The 18,614-nt window shown below is 32.0% G+C and carries 20 protein-coding genes; 5 read left to right on the top strand and 15 right to left on the bottom strand.

Going from position 1 to position 18,614, the window contains the following annotated elements:
* Position 1: 1 nt before the first annotated feature.
* The 11 genes from frlC to U8307_RS11155 form a co-directional block, all read right to left on the bottom strand.
* Positions 2-823: a fructoselysine 3-epimerase gene (gene frlC / locus U8307_RS11205; protein WP_326907917.1), complete on the bottom strand. Its 822-nt coding sequence runs from the start codon at positions 821-823 to the stop codon at positions 2-4.
* 79 nt (positions 824-902) lie between these two features.
* Positions 903-1,898, bottom strand: coding sequence for an SIS domain-containing protein (locus U8307_RS11200; RefSeq protein ID WP_326907915.1), 996 nt, complete (start codon positions 1,896-1,898; stop codon positions 903-905).
* Between the two features lie 26 nt (positions 1,899-1,924).
* Positions 1,925-2,983, bottom strand: a complete 1,059-nt coding sequence (locus U8307_RS11195) for a polyamine ABC transporter substrate-binding protein (protein ID WP_326907913.1) — start codon at positions 2,981-2,983, stop codon at positions 1,925-1,927.
* Complete coding sequence (locus U8307_RS11190) at positions 2,980-3,807, bottom strand: ABC transporter permease (RefSeq protein WP_326907912.1); 828 nt, start codon at positions 3,805-3,807, stop codon at positions 2,980-2,982. The genes U8307_RS11195 and U8307_RS11190 overlap by 4 nt, the downstream gene beginning before the upstream one ends.
* A complete protein-coding gene (locus tag U8307_RS11185) occupies positions 3,808-4,674 on the bottom strand; it encodes an ABC transporter permease (protein ID WP_326907910.1) in 867 nt (288 codons plus the stop codon).
* A gap of 13 nt (positions 4,675-4,687) precedes the next feature.
* Positions 4,688-5,785 (bottom strand): ABC transporter ATP-binding protein, encoded by a 1,098-nt coding sequence (locus U8307_RS11180; protein WP_326907909.1) that lies wholly within the window; start codon positions 5,783-5,785, stop codon positions 4,688-4,690.
* Between the two features lie 129 nt (positions 5,786-5,914).
* Complete coding sequence (locus U8307_RS11175) at positions 5,915-6,667, bottom strand: GntR family transcriptional regulator (protein WP_326907908.1); 753 nt, start codon at positions 6,665-6,667, stop codon at positions 5,915-5,917.
* A 135-nt stretch (positions 6,668-6,802) separates the two neighbouring features.
* Positions 6,803-7,531 (bottom strand): HAD family hydrolase, encoded by a 729-nt coding sequence (locus U8307_RS11170; protein WP_326907906.1) that lies wholly within the window; start codon positions 7,529-7,531, stop codon positions 6,803-6,805.
* Between the two features lie 58 nt (positions 7,532-7,589).
* Positions 7,590-8,579 (bottom strand): hypothetical protein, encoded by a 990-nt coding sequence (locus tag U8307_RS11165; RefSeq protein WP_326907904.1) that lies wholly within the window; start codon positions 8,577-8,579, stop codon positions 7,590-7,592.
* 18 nt (positions 8,580-8,597) lie between these two features.
* Positions 8,598-9,224 (bottom strand): metallophosphoesterase, encoded by a 627-nt coding sequence (locus tag U8307_RS11160; RefSeq protein ID WP_326907902.1) that lies wholly within the window; start codon positions 9,222-9,224, stop codon positions 8,598-8,600.
* A 368-nt stretch (positions 9,225-9,592) separates the two neighbouring features.
* Positions 9,593-11,023, bottom strand: a complete 1,431-nt coding sequence (locus U8307_RS11155) for a transposase (protein WP_326906634.1) — start codon at positions 11,021-11,023, stop codon at positions 9,593-9,595.
* Between the two features lie 156 nt (positions 11,024-11,179).
* Between U8307_RS11155 and U8307_RS11150 the strand changes: the two genes are divergently transcribed.
* From U8307_RS11150 to U8307_RS11130, 5 genes are all read left to right on the top strand, one after another.
* The gene (locus tag U8307_RS11150) at positions 11,180-11,482 is read left to right on the top strand and encodes an iron-sulfur cluster repair di-iron protein, ric (protein ID WP_326907900.1); all 303 of its coding nucleotides are present in this window, start codon (positions 11,180-11,182) and stop codon (positions 11,480-11,482) included.
* Between the two features lie 36 nt (positions 11,483-11,518).
* Complete coding sequence (locus tag U8307_RS11145; protein ID WP_326907898.1) at positions 11,519-13,369, top strand: heavy metal translocating P-type ATPase; 1,851 nt, start codon at positions 11,519-11,521, stop codon at positions 13,367-13,369.
* 83 nt (positions 13,370-13,452) lie between these two features.
* Positions 13,453-13,686, top strand: a complete 234-nt coding sequence (locus U8307_RS11140) for a heavy-metal-associated domain-containing protein (RefSeq protein WP_326907896.1) — start codon at positions 13,453-13,455, stop codon at positions 13,684-13,686.
* Between the two features lie 260 nt (positions 13,687-13,946).
* Positions 13,947-15,491 (top strand): FAD-dependent oxidoreductase, encoded by a 1,545-nt coding sequence (locus U8307_RS11135; RefSeq protein WP_326907894.1) that lies wholly within the window; start codon positions 13,947-13,949, stop codon positions 15,489-15,491.
* Between the two features lie 94 nt (positions 15,492-15,585).
* Entirely contained in the window at positions 15,586-15,768 is a 183-nt protein-coding gene (locus U8307_RS11130; protein WP_326907892.1) for a hypothetical protein, read from the top strand.
* Between the two features lie 72 nt (positions 15,769-15,840).
* Here U8307_RS11130 and U8307_RS11125 read toward each other — a convergent pair whose 3' ends face one another.
* The 4 genes from U8307_RS11125 to U8307_RS11110 all read right to left on the bottom strand — a co-directional run bounded on the left by U8307_RS11125 (position 15,841) and on the right by U8307_RS11110 (position 18,496).
* Positions 15,841-16,338, bottom strand: coding sequence for an FAD-binding protein (locus U8307_RS11125; RefSeq protein WP_326907890.1), 498 nt, complete (start codon positions 16,336-16,338; stop codon positions 15,841-15,843).
* Positions 16,339-16,453: 115 nt separating this feature from the next.
* The gene (locus U8307_RS11120) at positions 16,454-17,464 is read right to left on the bottom strand and encodes a type II toxin-antitoxin system antitoxin SocA domain-containing protein (RefSeq protein WP_326907888.1); all 1,011 of its coding nucleotides are present in this window, start codon (positions 17,462-17,464) and stop codon (positions 16,454-16,456) included.
* A gap of 43 nt (positions 17,465-17,507) precedes the next feature.
* Entirely contained in the window at positions 17,508-17,933 is a 426-nt protein-coding gene (locus tag U8307_RS11115; protein ID WP_442985521.1) for a hypothetical protein, read from the bottom strand.
* Between the two features lie 407 nt (positions 17,934-18,340).
* Positions 18,341-18,496: a hypothetical protein gene (locus U8307_RS11110; RefSeq protein ID WP_326907885.1), complete on the bottom strand. Its 156-nt coding sequence runs from the start codon at positions 18,494-18,496 to the stop codon at positions 18,341-18,343.
* Positions 18,497-18,614 lie beyond the last annotated feature (118 nt).

Below are 18,614 nucleotides of genomic sequence, written 5' to 3'. Positions count from 1 at the left end.
CTCATTGCTCTGTTATTTTCTTAAATCTGTCTATTGCTTTTCTTGCATAAAGTGATGGCTCATTAATATATGCTGTAACAAGCTCTATAGTTGCACCTTCGTTATACCCAAAATCTGATATTTCCTTTATAAGCTCCTCAAGAGGAATGTTTCCATCTCCTGGCAGAATATGAGTGTCGCTACTTCCATCACTATCTACTATATGTAGATGCTTAAGATTTTCCCCAAGTTTCTTAAAATAACTCATTATACTTTCATGTTGCACATAAGGAGGAACAATATCACACATTGCTCCAAAATATGGAGAATCAATGTATTCAATTATATCACAAAGATCATTGGCTGTAGTGCATACATTAGATTCATATAAAGTAAGAGCTTCAATAAGAAGTACATGCTCCTTTTTCTCCGCATAATCCACTAGCTCTCTTATACTCTTGCACAATCTTTCCCATATTTCTTTCCTAGTGGCTTCGTATCCGGCATGACCAGCTGATATTACAGTATACTCAGCTCCAAGGACCTTCCCCATGTCAATTGCTGTTTTAAGATATTCTATAGAATCTTTTCTTTGATATTCATCACCAACCATATAATTATATGGGTATGCATTGTGCTCCGGTGTGTACACTTTTATAGGAATTTCATATTTGTCTCTAAGATTCAACAAACTATCTATTTGTCCTCTCTTAAGGTCATATGCATATGCATGAGGACGTCCTCCCCATAGCTCAATATAATCATATCCAAATCTTTTAGCATCACTAAAGATATCCTCCATATCACTACGCTGATATCCAGACGTAAACATTCCAACCTTCATAAAGACTCCCTTCATTTTTATGTAAAACAGACTGCCTCAGAATTTAAAAGCAGCCTGCATCTTACATATTAGCCAGCTATTAATAATCAAGCTGTCTATAATATCGCCTTATTTCCATAGGATGACAGTTTAGTTTTTCTAAGTGAACATCTATCCTTGAAGTTATTACTCTCATTAAAAGATGAGAAAGATGTCCTCTGAACTTTTCACTTATCCCCTTCAGTTTATAATCTTTTGTATCAATTATATTATAGTTTGCACATATTCTTGGCAAAAACCTTGCAACTCTTTCACTAAGTGCCCTTTGAGAATCTTCTCCAATAAATACTGTAACTGCAGTATCTCGGTCTATAATTTCAAACATCCCGTGAAAAAATTCTGCACTGTGAATAGATTTTGTCCTTATCCAATGTTGTTCTTCCCAGTAACACATTGCATAGGAGTATGTTGCACCATATTGATTTCCTGCTCCAACAAAATAATGTATACTGTCGTTCATATGCTTTCTTGCTATGCTTTCACCAAGTTCATCAGATGCTTTTTCAACCTCTACAAGTCCACGAGCAAGATGTTCATCAAGCTCAGAATAAAGCTCATAATACTCATCAAATTCTCTTGCATTATACATAAATCTGTCAGCTACCATGAAAAGTTTAAGCTGCTCATTTTGGGGATATGAAATAAGATAGTCTACCATTTTAGCCAGTTTTGTGTCCGGGTAATCAACAAAACCAATTACTTTGGCGCCAGCTTCCTGAGCTTTTTTTACTCCATCAACCATTTCTGTTGTACTTCCTGTAACAGAAGATATCACTACTATTGTGCCTTCTCCTACTTTTTTGTTTCCGGTAAGAATGTATTCTGCTGCATTTTCAACAAAGAAATTTATTGCTGACCTTTCCTTCATATGCACTTCAGCCTGTAGACAAGATGCATATGTACCACCTATACCAAGCCAGCAAATATTTTTATATCCTTTTTTACATATACTATCTACAACAGATTCTATTTCACCTCTAAGCGCCAACGCTCCGTTTACGCTGTCCAATTGCTTCTGCTCATCAAATTTTAACATTTATTTTGTTCTCCTAAATAACTTTTTCATTCTCCAACCTTTAATTTTTGATAATAATCATTGTATATTGTAATAGCTTCCCCTACATCCTTTTGGAAAAACACATTTTCCTTGTAATCAAAATCTCTTGCAGGGTCATTTTTGTAAGCATCTGAAGCTGCTTCCACTGCTGCATCATTTGGACAAGAATATGGATATTCTACAAGATTTTCTGCCATAACTTGAGGATCAGTGATATAGTTAAGGAATTTTTCTGCAAGGTCTACATGCTTAGCGCCCTTTGGTATTACATAAAGGTCAAAACCTAGCTGTACTGAATCTTCTTCAAAATCAGCAATTACAAGATTATTTTTTTCTCCAAGCTCTGCCATAGCCCAAGAAGCATTTCCATCATATGTAAATGCAACAGATGCAGTTCCATTTGTAAGGTTTTGCTCAGCATTTCCATATGCTACTACATTTTCGTTATACTTTACAAGCCACTCATATGCTTCAGCTATTTCATTTTCATTTGTTGAATTTGGATCATATCCAAGAGCAACCAATGCTATAGGAAACAGGTTTCTAGCTCCATCTATTGTAGCTATTTGTCCCTTTAATGCAGGATTTATAAGATCATTGTAACTTTTAATTTCAACAGGACTTGTATCCTTGTTATAAACTACATAAATATAGTTCATAAGATAAGGTACACAATATTCTTTAGCAGTCCAATATGACTCATTAATATTTGATGCATTTGGTATATTCTCAAAGTTTATCTTCTCAATATATTCACCTTCTACAAGAGATTCCATATAAGCATCACATGTCATTATAAGGTCATACTCCTGTCCTCCACCTGCTGTAAGTTTGGTAATTGCATCAGCGTTATCACTCATATATGACAGATTTACCTTTGCGTTGTTTTCTTCCTCAAATTCAGCTATCAAATCATCGGATATATATTGCTGCCACATATAAATATTCAACTCTGTGCTTGGTTCTGCATTTCCGCTTTCAACAGAACTAGTATCAGTTCCACAACCTGTAAATAGCCCCATTACTAAAACAAGGGACAATAACATGGAAATTAGTTTTTTCATATAGTTTCCTCCATTTTTTTGCGTTTTTTTAACGCATTTTTAATTATATTATTCAAAATCATTGCTATTACAATGACTAGAATCATGATTGTGGTAAGTGCATTAACATCAGGAGTAACTCCTGACTTGTTCATAGAGAGAATTAAAACCGGCAAAGTGGAATTTTTTGCACCTGCTAGCATATTACTCATTACAACGTCATCTATAGAAAGAGTAAATGACAGAAACGCTGCACTCATTACTCCCGGCATAATACTCGGAAGAGTAACATTTATAAACGTCTGAATTCTGTTGGCTCCAAGATCCATGGATGCCTCTTCATGACTATAACCATCACCACTTATACGGCCTTTAATAGTAACTACTGCGTATGGTATACAGAAAGTGCAATGACCTATTAAAATACTTCCCATTCCAAGAGCAAGTCCTATTTTGATAAATATAATAAGAAGTGCAACCGCCATAACAATTTCAGGTACTATTATGGGTATATATAACATTTCATTAATAAATTTCTTTCCTCTGAATTCATATTTTTTTAATCCTAATGCTCCAATAGTGCCTATTGTGACAGAAATTAAAGTTGCTAACACTGCAATTACAACAGAATACCAAAGGCTTTCGATTAAAGCAGAGTTTGAGAATAACTTTGAATACCATTGTGTTGTAAAGCCATTCCAGTAATAGTTGTATCTTTGATTGTTAAATGAAAACATCATCATTACAAATACCGGAATATATAGTACTGCGTATATGATTATTGAGTAAACCGTTCCAATGAATTCTTCCCATCTTCGTCTTTTTTGCTTTTTTGAAATGCTCATTTATACTACCTCCATATCTTCAATTTTTGCAAATCTGGTGTATATAAATATAAGCAATCCTGTTATAACAATCAACAGTACAGAAAGGGCAGCTCCTAGAGGCCAGTTTCTAATAGCTCCAAATTGATTTTTTATTATATTACCTATATACAAAACTTTTCCTCCACCAAGCATGTCCGTTACAGTATATATACCAAGAGAAGGTATAAATACCAATATTATCGAAGAAAATATTCCCGGAAAGGTAAGAGGTAATGTTATATTAAAAAAAGTGGTCCTCCTTGTAGCGCCAAGGTCCGCTGATGCTTCCAAAAAAGACTTACTTAATTTTTCAATTGAGCTGTACATGGGAAGCACTGCAAATGGAAGCATGTTAGTTATCATACCAAGCATTACAAGGCCGTCCGTATATACAAAACTCATAGGTGCATCTATAAAACCTGCACTTTGAAGAAAATTATTTACAGGTCCACTTGTCTGAAACAAAAGAAGCCAGCTATTAAGTCTCATTAAAGAGTTTGTCCAAAACGGAATCATAATAAGCATAATAAGCTTTGATGCAACTTCCTTTGGTTTTTTTGCAATATAATATGCAAAAGGATATCCTATAAATATACATAGTACTGTAGTTAAAAATGCCGCCCTTAAGGATTTTACTATAACCTTAAAATATGTGCTATCCAGCAATGTTTCATAACTTTCTAACGAAAATTCATAAACAACATCTCCAAATACTCCCCTAGACATAAAACTTATGTAGATAATATACAACATAGGCAATGTTACAAATAAAATCATCCATAATGAAACCGGTCCTGCCATAGCTAAAGCTGGCAGTGTATTTCGCTTAAAAGTATCTTTTTTCATATTGTCCTCCATACTACCTCTTTGCCTTAATGGCAACAGCTTTTTCCGGATTCCAGTATATATTTACAGAATCTCCTTCTCTAAAATCTTCATCCTTTTCAAAACGGGAATACTTTATTTCAGTATTATCTTTCAAATCAACAGAAGTTTTTACAACAGTTCCCATATATATGAAATCTTTAACTTTACCCTCTAAGCTAAACCCTTCAACAGTATCAGTGCTCACCTTTATGTACTCTGGTCTAATTGACACATGGATACTTTCACCTACTTCAAATCCGTTTCCCTTAACCTTCATGTTACCAGCTGAAGTTTCAACATCTATTATTCCATCATGCAAGCCTTTAATCTTGCCATCAAATATATTAGATTCTCCAATAAAACCTGCCACGAATTTAGTAAGAGGTCTGTCATATACCTCTCTTGGCGTAGCAAGCTGTTCTATTACACCTTCATTCATTACTGCTATTCTGTCACTCATTGTAAGAGCTTCTTCCTGGTCATGAGTTACATAAACAAATGTAATTCCAAGCTTCTTCTGCAATCTTTTAAGCTCTATCTGCATCTGTTTTCTAAGCTTAAGATCCAGAGCACCAAGTGGTTCATCAAGAAGCAATACCTTTGGATTATTTATGAGAGCTCTTGCAATAGCAACTCTTTGCTTTTGGCCTCCGGAGAGAGCATCCGGTTTCCTGTTTTCATATCCTTTTAACTGAACAAGTTCCAGCATTTCATTAACTCTTTTTATAATTTCATCTTTTGGCCTTTTTCTAATTCTAAGTCCATATCCTATATTATCAAACACAGTCATATGTGGAAAAAGAGCATAATTCTGAAAAACTGTATTTACATCTCTTTCAAAAGGCTCCTTATCTTCGATACTTTCACCCTGAACCTTGATTGTCCCAGAAGAAGCTTCTTCGAATCCAGCAATCATTCTCAATGTGGTGGTTTTCCCGCATCCTGAAGGTCCAAGAAGAGTTAGAAATTCCCCTTCTTTAATTTCAACATTCATATTTTTTACAACCTTGTTTTTTCCAAAACTTTTTTCAACACCTATTAAAGATACAATAGAATCAGATGTTACGGAAGTTACAGCAGAAACAGACATCTTTCACCTCTTAAATTAATCGTTAAAATTTTATGAATCGTAATAATATTAATTTCTTGCACTAATTTGTTAATACTTAGACTAGATGTTTATAACGTTTTCATATTGCTTGCAAAAAGTTCGTATATTTTAAATATTATTTGGCCACAACTCAGTATAAAAAGCTGTTCTATCACCAATATTTAATGACAATGTAGATTCTACAACTTTTTCATCCATGTCGTATGATATAGATTCCAAAAGAAATGCTGGTGTATGCTCTTTAACATTTAAAATTATAGATTCGTTTTTATTTAAAGTAGTTATTTTTATCCATTGCTTAGAATACTTTAACTTGTAGTTATAATTTTCTTCTATAACATTGTATAATGAATTTCTTTCAAAGTCATATTGCAGCAAGTCATCAAAAAGATTTATAGGCAAATAAGAATACTCTAATGCCAATGCAACGTTATTTCCATACCTGATACGTACAATCTCATAGACCTTTGTACCAATTGTAGTTTCCAGCAGTGATGCTATTTTTTTATCAGCCTCAATAATTCCTGATTTAACAATTTTGTTGCTAGGTTTAATTCCCTTCGATTTCAGCATTTGAGAAAAACCACTAAGTTTAACAAAATCTCTTTCAATTTCGGGATAACTTACAAAAGTTCCTTTGCCTTTAAGTCTATAAGCATACCCCGAATCAACAAGTTGTGTTAACGCATTCCTTGCAGTCATTCTGCTAATATTATATGTATCACTTAGTTCTCTCTCTGATGGTAATTGATTACCACTTGTAAATTCGCCAGAATTTATTTTTTCTACAAGAATATCCCTAATTTGAATATATACAGGAGGTAAGTATCTTTTATTTTTGATAGTATCACACTCTTTCATATATGGTATACTGGTATATACCACGTTTTCCAAAATTATAACATAGAAGATTTATATTTGCAATACTATTTTTCGCAAAAAGTAATCAAACTAAATAAATTGATGATATTATAGATAATGATGTCGAATGGATTTTTAATACAATAATTCAATATTTGGATCTAATTTGTATATTACATTTTTACGTTCAACAATTATTGTAGTTTTTTTACTCAATTCTTCATCCTCTCTTATAGATAACAACAAATCCCTATTTGGATTGATTGCAACTGGATTGCCAATCATTTTAAGCATTGAAAAATCTCCCGTTGTATCACCATAAGCATAGCTATTATCTAAATCAACATCATATTCCTTAATCAAATTATTAAGCTCTCTCTGTTTGCTTTCAGAATCCCACATTTTCACTATTTCGCCAGTGAACTTATTTTGAGAATCAACTTTATAAATACTTCCTCTGTAATCTGTTGCCTCGTATTTTTCGGCCATTCTTGATACTAAAAAGTCAGGACTACCAGAGATAAAAAAAACATTATGCTTTTGCTTTTTATGATATTCGATTTGATTTCTAGAATATTTATAAACCATGTCTCCATTAGATTTTATAACATGATCAGCAATATATTCGATATAAGATTTATCGAAACCCTTAAGCTCATCTAAATAAACACCTGCTAAAATTTCTAAGTATTCCTCAAAATCCCCATATCTTTTCTCCCACTCAATATATACTTTTTTTACCTTTGTATACCAAACTTCGGGATCTATTACTTCAAAGGTTATAAGCTTTTGAAAATGTTCAATCATCAAGGAATTTCTAAATATTGTACCATCTATATCAAAAAAAGCAGCTTTTGTTTTCATATTAATCACCTCGTATTTATTATTTACTGATTTGCTGCGATTATCTGCGTTTTTTCCATTAATGCTCCAATTCTTTATCCATTTCCTCTAAAATTTTTATATCTTCTAACTTCAATTTTTCATACAAACTTTGTCTGTATTCTTTAACTTCCTCAAGTTTATTTTTTCCTTTCTTAGTCCTGTGAACATCACTCCAGTAAACTTTTTTATTTTTATAGTATAAATCAAAGTCAACCAACCGCTTACCATCATTTGTATATTCTAATGCCATTAAAATCCTTTTTACCTCCTGAGGTGTAAAGAATGTAAATAACCTCACCTGATAAGTCAATACCGAATAAAGCATTACGGCATAGTCCTTAGTCCAGCTTTCCCCTAAAACCATACCTATTTCTAACTTTGATAATATAAACATTAACCTATCATAATTTTCTTCATATTTTCCATAAGAATCATATATATTAATTCTAAGCTCATACCACTGACTATCATCTAAACTTTGAGTAATTAACCTCAATCCCTCTAATCGTAGTCTTTCTTGAACTACAATAGCTGACTGTGGAATTAACAACTTAGTAGCCAATACATCAGTAATCGGTCCGCTAAGTACCTTATTAGTAAATATAAGAATAGTATCATCCTTTTCTCCCAATCCAATTCCATCGACTAAATCAACTTCTTTGCCATCAAATAATACCTTGAGTTTACCTATTAATTTTTGTTCATTACCAGGTATACGCATAACTATCGAAGTTGGTCCCATGTCAATCTTATGTATAAGAGCACATGCATGACTATTGATAATTGATGAGAGAATCCCTGAAGCAACATTATTAACAAGCACAATTTTTTTTGCATCCTGTACATATGTCTTTTCATGATTAATACCTGTTATAAAACAAAGAGTACTATACTCTGATGCCCTTTTAATTCCCTGCTGGTAGTCTGTTATTTCGCCATTAAGCTTTGTTTCTAAAAAGCTTGTAATTTCATCAATTTTTTCACTTCTAATAAACAAACAACGTGGTCCCATCCTAAAAAATAACATAACATATCCTCCTTTCAATTATAACCCAATACCTCTTAACTCCATTAATCTTAAACGATTTGTACCTATAGGGTAATCTAAATAAAATACACTTTTGTTCGACAAATCAATTATATTGATATTTAATAATCCATTTAGACCAATCGTTCCATTTTTATTATAGTGTTCAGGTTCAAAACTATGACCATAAAGATTAAAATCTACTTTATATGAAAATTCCTTGTAATAATGACCAACTGCAAACTTACAGTCATCTATTATCAATGGGCCCTCCTCAAGAATTATGCCTCTTTTAGTCAATTGACTAACCGTTTCATAATCATCATGGTTACCCAATACATAATAGATTTTTGAGAATTCTTTTTTTTCTAAACCTTCAATAAGCTTAGAAACGCCTCTATAGTAAAAATCAATTCTATTTTTATAAATCTCTAGCTTAATATTATCTGCCATATCACCTGTGTGTATAATATATTGAGGCTTTAAGATATCGATTATTCTGAAAATGTAACGGTAGATATCAACAGGAGTATCGCTTATATGCAATAGTATAGGCCCTTTTATATTTTTCAAAAGGTCCTCTGATATATATGGATAATTAAATAAGGATAACAATCCTTTGTAGACATCCTTTACTATTTTCATTCAATTCACCTCATAACGAAAAGAGAAATTTTAATAACTAATACAATAATTTCTCATTTTTTAAATAGAATTCTATCATATTATTATAATCCATTACATCTTTTTCTTCAAGGATTCTTGAAATATTTGATTTACATCAATTTAAATTCTTTAACTCTTTGATACAATAAAATCATAAAAAATATAAAATATAAAATACTATAAAATAGGAAATTGTAAAATGATTTTTTGATAACTGTTGATAGAATCTAATAAAAAATAGCAAAAAAAAAGAAAAACAAGTTAAAGCAAGTGAAATAATTGGATTTAAGGGCAACCTTAATACACCTACGAACATTGAAATATCAATAACTTTAAGCATTAAGAAATTATGCAATTAGTGGTTTAAGACTTCTAAGATACTGTGGACAACTTAATCTGTGTGCGATAATTGCTGTGAATTGACTAGCAATTCCTGCAATAAGCACATCAGCTTTAGTAGTAAGATGGTCACGAGATTTTCTTCCGGCTATGCACATGTTCATTTTAAAATGGTTAATGGCTCTTTCTACAACAGTACGTATTTTATACAACTCATTCCATTCATCAGAATCACGTTGTAAGCCTGGAAACATACGAAAACTCATATTTTCATAAGTGTAAGTAGTTCTACCTTTTTTGGCAGTGCTGCACGGATTGTCACAATTACAAACAAATTGACCTCTTTCCATATGAACTTTAGGGCATATCCATTTTATACGGTCGGCACGACCCTTTTCACGGCAAGGCCCACAATATTTCATAACCAAAGAGGAGTCATTTGGACATAATGGATAACCATATTCATTGTAACCAACTTTTTTAAGAGTACTTTCATTCCTTGTATTGTAAGGGATAATTGCTTTTTTAAAATTAAATTCATCTTTTAAAAAAGTATAGGTTTCAATAGTATCAAAGGCGGAATCTCCAAGAAAAGTCGATGGGTGAAAATCAGGATGAAGTTCAAAGAAGTCTTGTAAAACCGGTTTTAATGCAGAAGAATCACCGATTGATTTATCCTCGTCAGGGGAATCGGATTTCTTGTCAATTTCAATATCTTGATGCTTTTGTTTGAAGTCATCATCCAAGAAAGCAATATTACGCACAAGTCCTAAACCATTGGTGATAATAGCAAATTTGTCGGCATAACAGAAATGACCATTAATGTACATCTGTTTAGCATCAGGAGAAGATGTAGCTTGAGAAGGCATTAGACCATAAGCCATTTTGTATGGATCAACGTTAAGATTATTCTTATAGTAAGTTTTAAGCTGTCTAATGAGAGTATTCAAATACTTAGGATTGTTTTCTTTAACATATAATTCAATTCCGGAAGTATCAAGTGTAATAATTGAAGCAAGGGTAGAATCGATAGCTTGACAGATAGGTTCAGTATAGTCAACCATTTTAGAGAACATAAGCTCTAATTGAGGTATAAAGGTCTGTTTAAAACGTGTAAACATAGGGGCGTCAGGCACTTTTGTAAAACCACAGAAATCACGCAATTCGCGACATAAAGAAAGTAAATTGATAAGTAAAGCATCAGTAGGAATGGTTAATATCTTCTGCAATATTAAAGCAGATAAAAATCCTTTTAAAGGATAATCCCTTTTTCTGCCTATTGATAAGTGGAAAGCACAGTAAAATTCCACTGGTATGAAATCACATAAATTAATATGTTCTTCTAATAGTGAGAAGAATGTAGATGTGTCAGATGTTAGTAAATCTTGACATTCACTGAAATTTTCAGCAAGTGTTAGCTGAGAGTATTTAATAGACATAAGTTTCCTCCTGTTGTAGTTTTTGTTTGTTGGTACTTACATTATACCATAACAGGAGAGAAATTTATATATAAGATTAACACTAAACCCATCTAAATCAATGGGTTTGGGCATTTAACAAATGCCTAAATACTATAAAAAAGAAGGAGAAAAATTATGTCAAAACAATTAACATTTAATCAAATAAAGGAAAATCGCTTTAAAATATTGGAACAATATGTACCGATTGTAGCAAGAGTTCATGGAGGTAATCACCCTGAATTCCATGAAGTTCATAATGTATTTGATACAATCATTACGAAAACAAAAAAAGCAGGAGCAGAAAAACCTGAATTAAACAAAGAATTCTCAAAGCTACGTGAAATTACAGATAATTACAAGGTTCCAGGTGATGTATGCGAAAGTTACGAAACAGTTTACAACATGTTAGCCGAATTAGATAAAGCATATCGAGTTTAAGAAATATAAGGATGACATGAATGGAGGAAAAGCAATATGCAAAGACATATATTAAAGAAGAAAAATCACATAACAATAATTAGTGGAATTTTAATCGTAATTGCATATATTAGCAAGTTAGGTTTTGGAAATATAAATATATTTACTTGGTCCTTGATTATATCTTCAGCTATAGGGGCTACACCTATCGCTATCCAAGCGTATCAATCATTAAAAGTAAAAGTTGTTAGCATTGATGTTTTAGTTACCATCGCAGTTATCGGAGCATTCTTAATTAGCGAATTTGAAGAATCAGCTATTGTTACATTCTTATTCTTATTTGGAGCTTATTTAGAACAACGTACATTGAATAAAACACGTTCTGCAATTAAAGAATTAACTGAAATGGCACCAGAAAATGCTTTGAAACAAATGGAAAATGGTGAGTTTGAAGAAATAGAAGTAGATGAAGTTGACGTAGGCAATATTTTACTCGTCAAAACCGGTGCAAAAGTCCCTGTCGATGGTACAGTTTTAACAGGAGAAGGTCATATTAATGAAGCAAGTATTACTGGTGAATCTCTTCCTGTAAGTAAAAACAAAGATTCTCAAGTATATGCTGGAACAATTTTAGAAAATGGAACTATTCAAATTATTGCTAATCGTGTAGGGGAAGATACTACATTTGGTAAAATTATTGAGTTAATTGAAGAAGCGCAAGATTCAAAATCAGAAGCCGAACGTTTCATAGATAAATTCTCTAAATACTACACTCCTGTAGTATTAGTTCTCGCTTTCATTGTATGGTTATTTTCACAAGACATTGAACTTGCAATTACAATATTAGTTCTAGGATGCCCAGGAGCATTAGTTATCGGTGTACCTGTATCAAACGTTGCAGGCATTGGTAATGGAGCAAAACACGGTGTTCTGCTAAAAGGTAGTGAAGTTATTGGTGATTTTAGTAAAGTTAATACAATAGTATTTGACAAAACAGGTACATTAACAATAGGAAATCCTAAAGTAACTGACAAAGAAATTTATGCAGATAACGTTGATGAAATATTGAGTTACCTTGCAAGTGTTGAAAAAGAATCAGACCACCCATTAGCTAAATCAGTAGTAGAATATATAGGAGATACTAAAGCATATGCAGTTGAAAAAACAGAGGTTGTAAAAGGTGGAGGAATCGTCGCTCAGGTAAATGGACATAGAGTTGCAGTTGGTAATGTTGCTCTGATAAAACAAGAAAATGTTCATTTAAGTGAAAAAACACGTGCAGATATTACAAAGTTTGAGAAAAATGGAAACTCTCTTGTTCTAACTTCAGTTGATAATGAATTAAAAGTACTAATGGGTATTCGTGACCAAATACGCCCTGGTGTAAAAGAAAATCTTCAAAAATTAAAGAAATTAGGCGTTAAAAACTTAGTAGTTCTTTCAGGAGACAACCAAGGAACTGTTGATTTAGTAGCAAGTGAATTAGAACTTACAGAAGCTCACGGACACATGTTGCCAGAAGATAAATCAGCATATATTAAAAAGTTAATAGATAAAGGTCAAATTGTAGCATTTGTTGGTGATGGAGTAAATGATAGTCCCTCATTAGCTTTAGCACAAATTGGAATAGCCATGGGAAATGGTACAGACGTAGCAATAGAAACTTCAGATGTTGTCTTAATGAATTCAGACTTTAGTCGTTTGCCACATGCCTTAGGTTTAACAAAATCAACAGCTTATAATATGCGCCAAAATATTATTATCGCAGTTGGAGTTGTATTAGTCCTACTTGCTAGTGTATTCTTCAGTGAATGGATGAACATGTCAATAGGAATGTTAATACACGAAGCAAGTATATTAGTAGTAATTTTAAACGGTATGAGACTTCTTCGCTACAAATTAAAGTAAATAAAAATTTTGATGTAAATCAATTTAAAATAAATAGTAATGGTATATAATATATATAATATAAAATTTAAAGGAGAATGAAAATGCAAAAAGCAACTATTCAATTAGAAACATTAACTTGTCCATCATGTATGCAAAAAATAGAAAACGGGGTAAAATCTTTAGATGGTGTAGATAAAGAAAGTTTAAGTGTATCTTTTAACTCAAGTAAAGTAAAATTAAACTTTGATGATGAAAAGGTATCAATAAAAGATATCGAGAATACTATCGATAAACTGGGATATAATGTTATAAAATCCCAAGTAAAAGCTTTATAATGTTAAATAAAGTATTACTGCTAATCCCCTTGCTATCCAAGGGGATTTATCCTTTCTCTGAACATAATCAAGCTCAATTTTATAGCCCCAACCGCGGTACGCATACAATGCGTCCCCTACAATAACCCAGGTGACAGGCATCGACGCCAAGGTACAAGTAAATAATGGAATAGTTCGTTATAGTATTGGTAATAATAATAAATACGATTATATGATGATATAATAGTAACATTTACATAACTTTTAGGAGGTTAGGTTATATGAAAAAAATTATTAGCTTACTTATGTGCGGTCTTATGATTATTAGTTTGTTGGTTGGATGCACTGAACAAGTTAATCCACCAGAAGAAGAAAATATTGAAGATAACAACAATGAAGAAAACAATGTATCTTCCATAACAATTTCTACTGGAGAGTCCGCACCAGAATATGACGAAACCATAGAAGCGGACGTACTAGTACTTGGCGGTGGAGGTGCTGGTCTAACAAGTGCTTTAACTGCTTCCGAAAATGGTAAAAATGTAATATTGGCAGAAAAATTAGGATATCTTGGAGGAGCTACTTTGTTATCAGGAGGTATAGTTCCTGCAGCAGAAACTAAACAACAAAAAGAAGCCGGCATAATTGACAATCAAGATTTATTCGCTCGTGATATATTTAGACCGAATTCTTACAGTGTTAGAAAAGACTTAGTATATACTGTAACAGAAAATGCTAAAAATGTTGTTGAATGGCTTGAAGAACAAGGAGTTAAAATGAGCCTTATAACAAATAATTTATATTATGGTCAGTCAAATTATCGTATGCATATTGCAGAGGGTAGCGGTAACGGTATGACTAAAGTGTTGATAGACAATGTTAATAAGAATGATAAAATAGAAGTTTTGGTAAATTCTCCTGCTATTGAACTAGCTGTCGAAAATGAACAAGTAATAGGCGCATTTATTAAAAAAGACAACAAAAATATAATTTTAATTAAGGCTGAAAATACCGTATTATGTACAAGTGGTTTCGGTGCAAATAAAGAAATGCTTGAAGAATACATACCTGAAATGATTAATGCATACCCATATGTAGCTCCTGGTGCAACTGGTGAAGGAATAATCTGGGGACAAAATCTTGGAGCATCTGTTGCAAATATGAAATCCTATCAGGGTCACGGTGTATATAGTGAAGAATTACAAGGCTCTGCAGATTTAAATATACTTTATAGAGGTGGAATTTTAGTTAACAAAAATGGAGAAAGATTTACAAATGAGCATAAAGGTTACTCTGAACTATCTCCTGATGTATTAGCACAACCTGACTACCATGTTTATATGGTGTTTAACCAAGCGAATGCAGATGCAACCGCAAGTTTTGCCGATTATGACAAGGCAGATATATTAACTAAGGCTGATAACTTAGAAGAACTTGCTACGGCTTTAAATATTGACCAAGACAAATTCAATGCATCAATTAATGATTATTTGAATGGAATTGAAACAGGTCAAGATAGTTTAAATAGAACATTTTTCCCAGATCATTTCGACGGACCTTATTATGCTTTTGAAATAACAGCTGATTTAAGACACACACAAGGTGGTCTTGTTACAGATACAGTAGGTCATGTTTTAAAAGAAGACGGAACCTTAATCAAAGGTCTTTATGCTGCCGGAGGTGTAATGGAAGGTTTTTCTGATACAGCAGGTCCTGGATATATGTCAGGAAACGGATTATTGCAAGCATTTGTATTTGGACGTTTGGCAGGAGAAAATGCAGCTACAACTACAAGAGCCGATGCAAAAATTATAAATTTAGAATAAGTTTAAACAAGTTATTATAAATAAGATGTTATAGTAGGTAATTTAAATAATTAATTACCTACTATATTTACAATCTTCATAGGAGAGTGATAATATGTCAAAGCAGGAAGTTTTAAAACTAATCAATTCTTTACCTGATGATATATCATTTGAAGATTTGCTTTATCATCTATACATGATGAGCAATGTTAACATAGGAATTTCAGATATTCAAGAAGGACGTTTCTATACACATGATCAAGTAAAAGGAATGTTTAAATATAGCTGTTGCACATAATAAAATCTAAAATGTTGCAACAGCTATTTTATTACACTCCAAAGGAGTGATTTTATTTATAATTAATTGTATTTATTTGATATATTCTACAGCTGTTTTTCCTGCCATTCTTCCAAATACAATTATATCGGCAACAGCATTTCCGCCTAATCTATTTCCACCATGAACTCCTCCTGTTACCTCTCCTGCGGCAAACAATCCATTAATGACATCACCACTCGTATTTAATACTTCCGCATTTGAATTGATTTTAAGTCCACCCATAGTATGATGAATTGCAGGTCCTATTTCTATTGCATAAAACTTAGCTTTTTCCAATTTTCTTGGCATGTCAGGTCTTGCGAATTCGCTATCTTCTTGAGCATCTACATAAGTATTATATGAATCTATTGTTAATTGTAGATTTTCAGCATTTATTTCTAAAGCTGCTGCTATCTCTTCTATTGTTTCCCCTTCATGTAAACAATATTTACCGTCTATTCTTCTTTTCTTTAGCTTCTTTGATATAGATACTTCCAACGTTTTAGTGGATACAGCTGCAATAGATTTAGCACCATAAAATTTGTCCATGTTGATAGCAATGAATAAATTTACTTTACTAACTTCTATGCTTACTTATTAAATTAGCAATGACAAATAAAGGATACAAATTATTATATGACTATGCGTCATATATACTTTTTGTCTATAGGCATCTTTCATGGATAGAATAAAGCTTACTAAATAAGTCTTTAGAGTAATCTTTTATGTCAACAAGGTTCAACATTTTGTATTTTTCTTTTACATTATTAAAGTAGGACTCAATATCTGTCTTTTCAATAATCCTATCAGAACCTTCCCCATCCTTTAAACCTCGTCTGGCTACCCGCCAAGGTTCTTCTGAGTGTGTCATATTCTCTAATATTTTTCCGCTATAGCATCCAAAGTATAAAATAATGTAATCAAGCAACTCTTTTTCATCCTCTGTCAAACTGATATCCTCAAAAGATAACTTTTTCTCTTCTATTGGGTTATATCCATAAGCTCTATACTTAAAATAAATGTCGCGATACACAGGACCGTGTGCCCAAGCTTCACAATCTTCTTCAAACATAAATGCATTAGTAAAAGCTCTATGAAATCCCTGAGCAAAATATAATAACTTTTGCAATGCAAGTGGCGTAATTTCCGATGTTTGCATTAATAAATATTTTACGGCAGATTCAAGCTTATTAATTTCATTTACCGTTACTATATTTATACTATCAACAGCTTTCATACTTTTCCGATAGGCCACAGGCGAAATGTTATCTTTATTTTTATCCAATATCTCTCGATAATATTCTTTATCCTCGAGAATTCGCTTCAACATCTCAGAATAAGGTTTTGTTGGTGTATCTCCATCTACATATCTAGTCAATGTTCCTTCTCCCCATCCAAGCAATAAAGATAATGGTCTTTTCCCTATATCGTATTTCTCTAAAATCTTCTCAATTTCATCTACTTTGATTAAACCTTCATCTTTTCTGTATACATTATCAAGTTCCCTTAAATTATAATCTCTAATCTTCGACACAAAAATCTCTTCTCTACACTCATTGCAATAAGCTGCTTTGCCGACATAGTTAAACCTTTTACCCCTAATTTCCTTTTCCTTATCGATAGTCTTTACGTAATACTCCACTGTATCACGGCACTTTTCGCAAAATCCCTTCATTTAAATTTCCTCCTTATTTAGCAGTCAATTACCACCATAAAATCTATCTAAACAAATACTTAATTTCAAAATTTCTTTTATGAAAAGAAACAATAACTGAAAACAAATCCCCTTTTCTCGTTTCAATCATATTCACTTTAATATATATGTCAACTGTCTCTATTGTTCCCCAAAAATCCAGTTCATGTTGCTTACAAAATATATACAAAACTTCATCAGCATAATTAATATTATCGTTCTCAACTGCATAACAAAAATCATCAAATTGTAAACCTAATAATATTTCATGTTCTTTTTTTGTATCAATCTTATAGTCTTCAATAAAGTCAATATTCTCTTGTCTATTTTCATTTTGAGAAATTGAATACCTGCCTTCAAGAACGCACTTTCTAAATTTATCTAAATAATCTTTAATTTCATTAATAGTAAGATTAGTGAACTTCTGAGGATCCTGTTTTTTTGAACTCAATTGACACACTCCTTATCTATAGTATACCTAATTATACTAGTTTTAAACTAATTTTGCAACAAAAAATGTATTAATTAATACATTTTTTTGTTTTCTTACTTATGATATACGATACATATCCACTTTTATAATAATAAATTCCTCGAAATAATTCTTTGCTTACTTTCATTCATAATCAATAAAATCCAGCATCTTTTAGCTGGATTTATCACACCGTATTAGCTATATTAATTTAATATTTTTTATTGCCTTTTATTAAGTATCTTCTCATACTGTAGAATGTATCCTTATTTTCTAAAATTAATACATTTTGTGGAATATTTTTATGATGTGAATAATATGATAGCGGCTCTGTAGTTTCATAGATATTTAGATCCTGTGTTTCAAAACCTAAATTTTTTAGAATTCTAAAGCCGCCTTCTTTTTGCAAGAATTAATTGCTCAAGTTTTAGTTTCTCATAAATATCATCATTTAATATATTTAATGATTTTAATCTAACTAAAACCATTTCATAACTAACACCAAAAGCTGTTTGCAATCTTGCAATATCTAATCCGTTCAATAGATGTATATCCTTGTCATTAAAATGTCAATAAAATGTTATGTATTTATGACATTTTCGGAATAGTTTTTGCATTTTTCACTTTAATTATACGTTTTGTGTTATAATTACAGAACAT

It is taken from the genome of Sedimentibacter sp. MB31-C6 (genome assembly GCF_035934735.1).
Taxonomy (GTDB): domain Bacteria; phylum Bacillota; class Clostridia; order Tissierellales; family Sedimentibacteraceae; genus Sedimentibacter.
The sequence above is the reverse complement of the archived record's forward strand: the minus strand, read 5'-3'. Positions and strand labels throughout refer to the sequence as shown.

Coding starts and splice junctions, on each gene's coding strand:
- U8307_RS11170 (WP_326907906.1), bottom strand. CDS start 7,531: ATGAAAACAAAAGCTGCTTTTTTTGATATAGATGGTACAATATTTAGA.
- U8307_RS11155 (WP_326906634.1), bottom strand. CDS start 11,023: ATGTCTATTAAATACTCTCAGCTAACACTTGCTGAAAATTTCAGTGAA.
- U8307_RS11165 (WP_326907904.1), bottom strand. CDS start 8,579: ATGTTATTTTTTAGGATGGGACCACGTTGTTTGTTTATTAGAAGTGAA.
- U8307_RS11185 (WP_326907910.1), bottom strand. CDS start 4,674: ATGAAAAAAGATACTTTTAAGCGAAATACACTGCCAGCTTTAGCTATG.
- U8307_RS11125 (WP_326907890.1), bottom strand. CDS start 16,338: ATGGACAAATTTTATGGTGCTAAATCTATTGCAGCTGTATCCACTAAA.
- U8307_RS11175 (WP_326907908.1), bottom strand. CDS start 6,667: ATGAAAGAGTGTGATACTATCAAAAATAAAAGATACTTACCTCCTGTA.
- U8307_RS11135 (WP_326907894.1), top strand. CDS start 13,947: ATGAAAAAAATTATTAGCTTACTTATGTGCGGTCTTATGATTATTAGT.
- U8307_RS11130 (WP_326907892.1), top strand. CDS start 15,586: ATGTCAAAGCAGGAAGTTTTAAAACTAATCAATTCTTTACCTGATGAT.
- frlC (WP_326907917.1), bottom strand. CDS start 823: ATGAAGGTTGGAATGTTTACGTCTGGATATCAGCGTAGTGATATGGAG.
- U8307_RS11120 (WP_326907888.1), bottom strand. CDS start 17,464: ATGAAGGGATTTTGCGAAAAGTGCCGTGATACAGTGGAGTATTACGTA.
- U8307_RS11140 (WP_326907896.1), top strand. CDS start 13,453: ATGCAAAAAGCAACTATTCAATTAGAAACATTAACTTGTCCATCATGT.
- U8307_RS11190 (WP_326907912.1), bottom strand. CDS start 3,807: ATGAGCATTTCAAAAAAGCAAAAAAGACGAAGATGGGAAGAATTCATT.
- U8307_RS11145 (WP_326907898.1), top strand. CDS start 11,519: ATGCAAAGACATATATTAAAGAAGAAAAATCACATAACAATAATTAGT.
- U8307_RS11150 (WP_326907900.1), top strand. CDS start 11,180: ATGTCAAAACAATTAACATTTAATCAAATAAAGGAAAATCGCTTTAAA.
- U8307_RS11160 (WP_326907902.1), bottom strand. CDS start 9,224: ATGAAAATAGTAAAGGATGTCTACAAAGGATTGTTATCCTTATTTAAT.
- U8307_RS11200 (WP_326907915.1), bottom strand. CDS start 1,898: ATGTTAAAATTTGATGAGCAGAAGCAATTGGACAGCGTAAACGGAGCG.
- U8307_RS11195 (WP_326907913.1), bottom strand. CDS start 2,983: ATGAAAAAACTAATTTCCATGTTATTGTCCCTTGTTTTAGTAATGGGG.
- U8307_RS11180 (WP_326907909.1), bottom strand. CDS start 5,785: ATGTCTGTTTCTGCTGTAACTTCCGTAACATCTGATTCTATTGTATCT.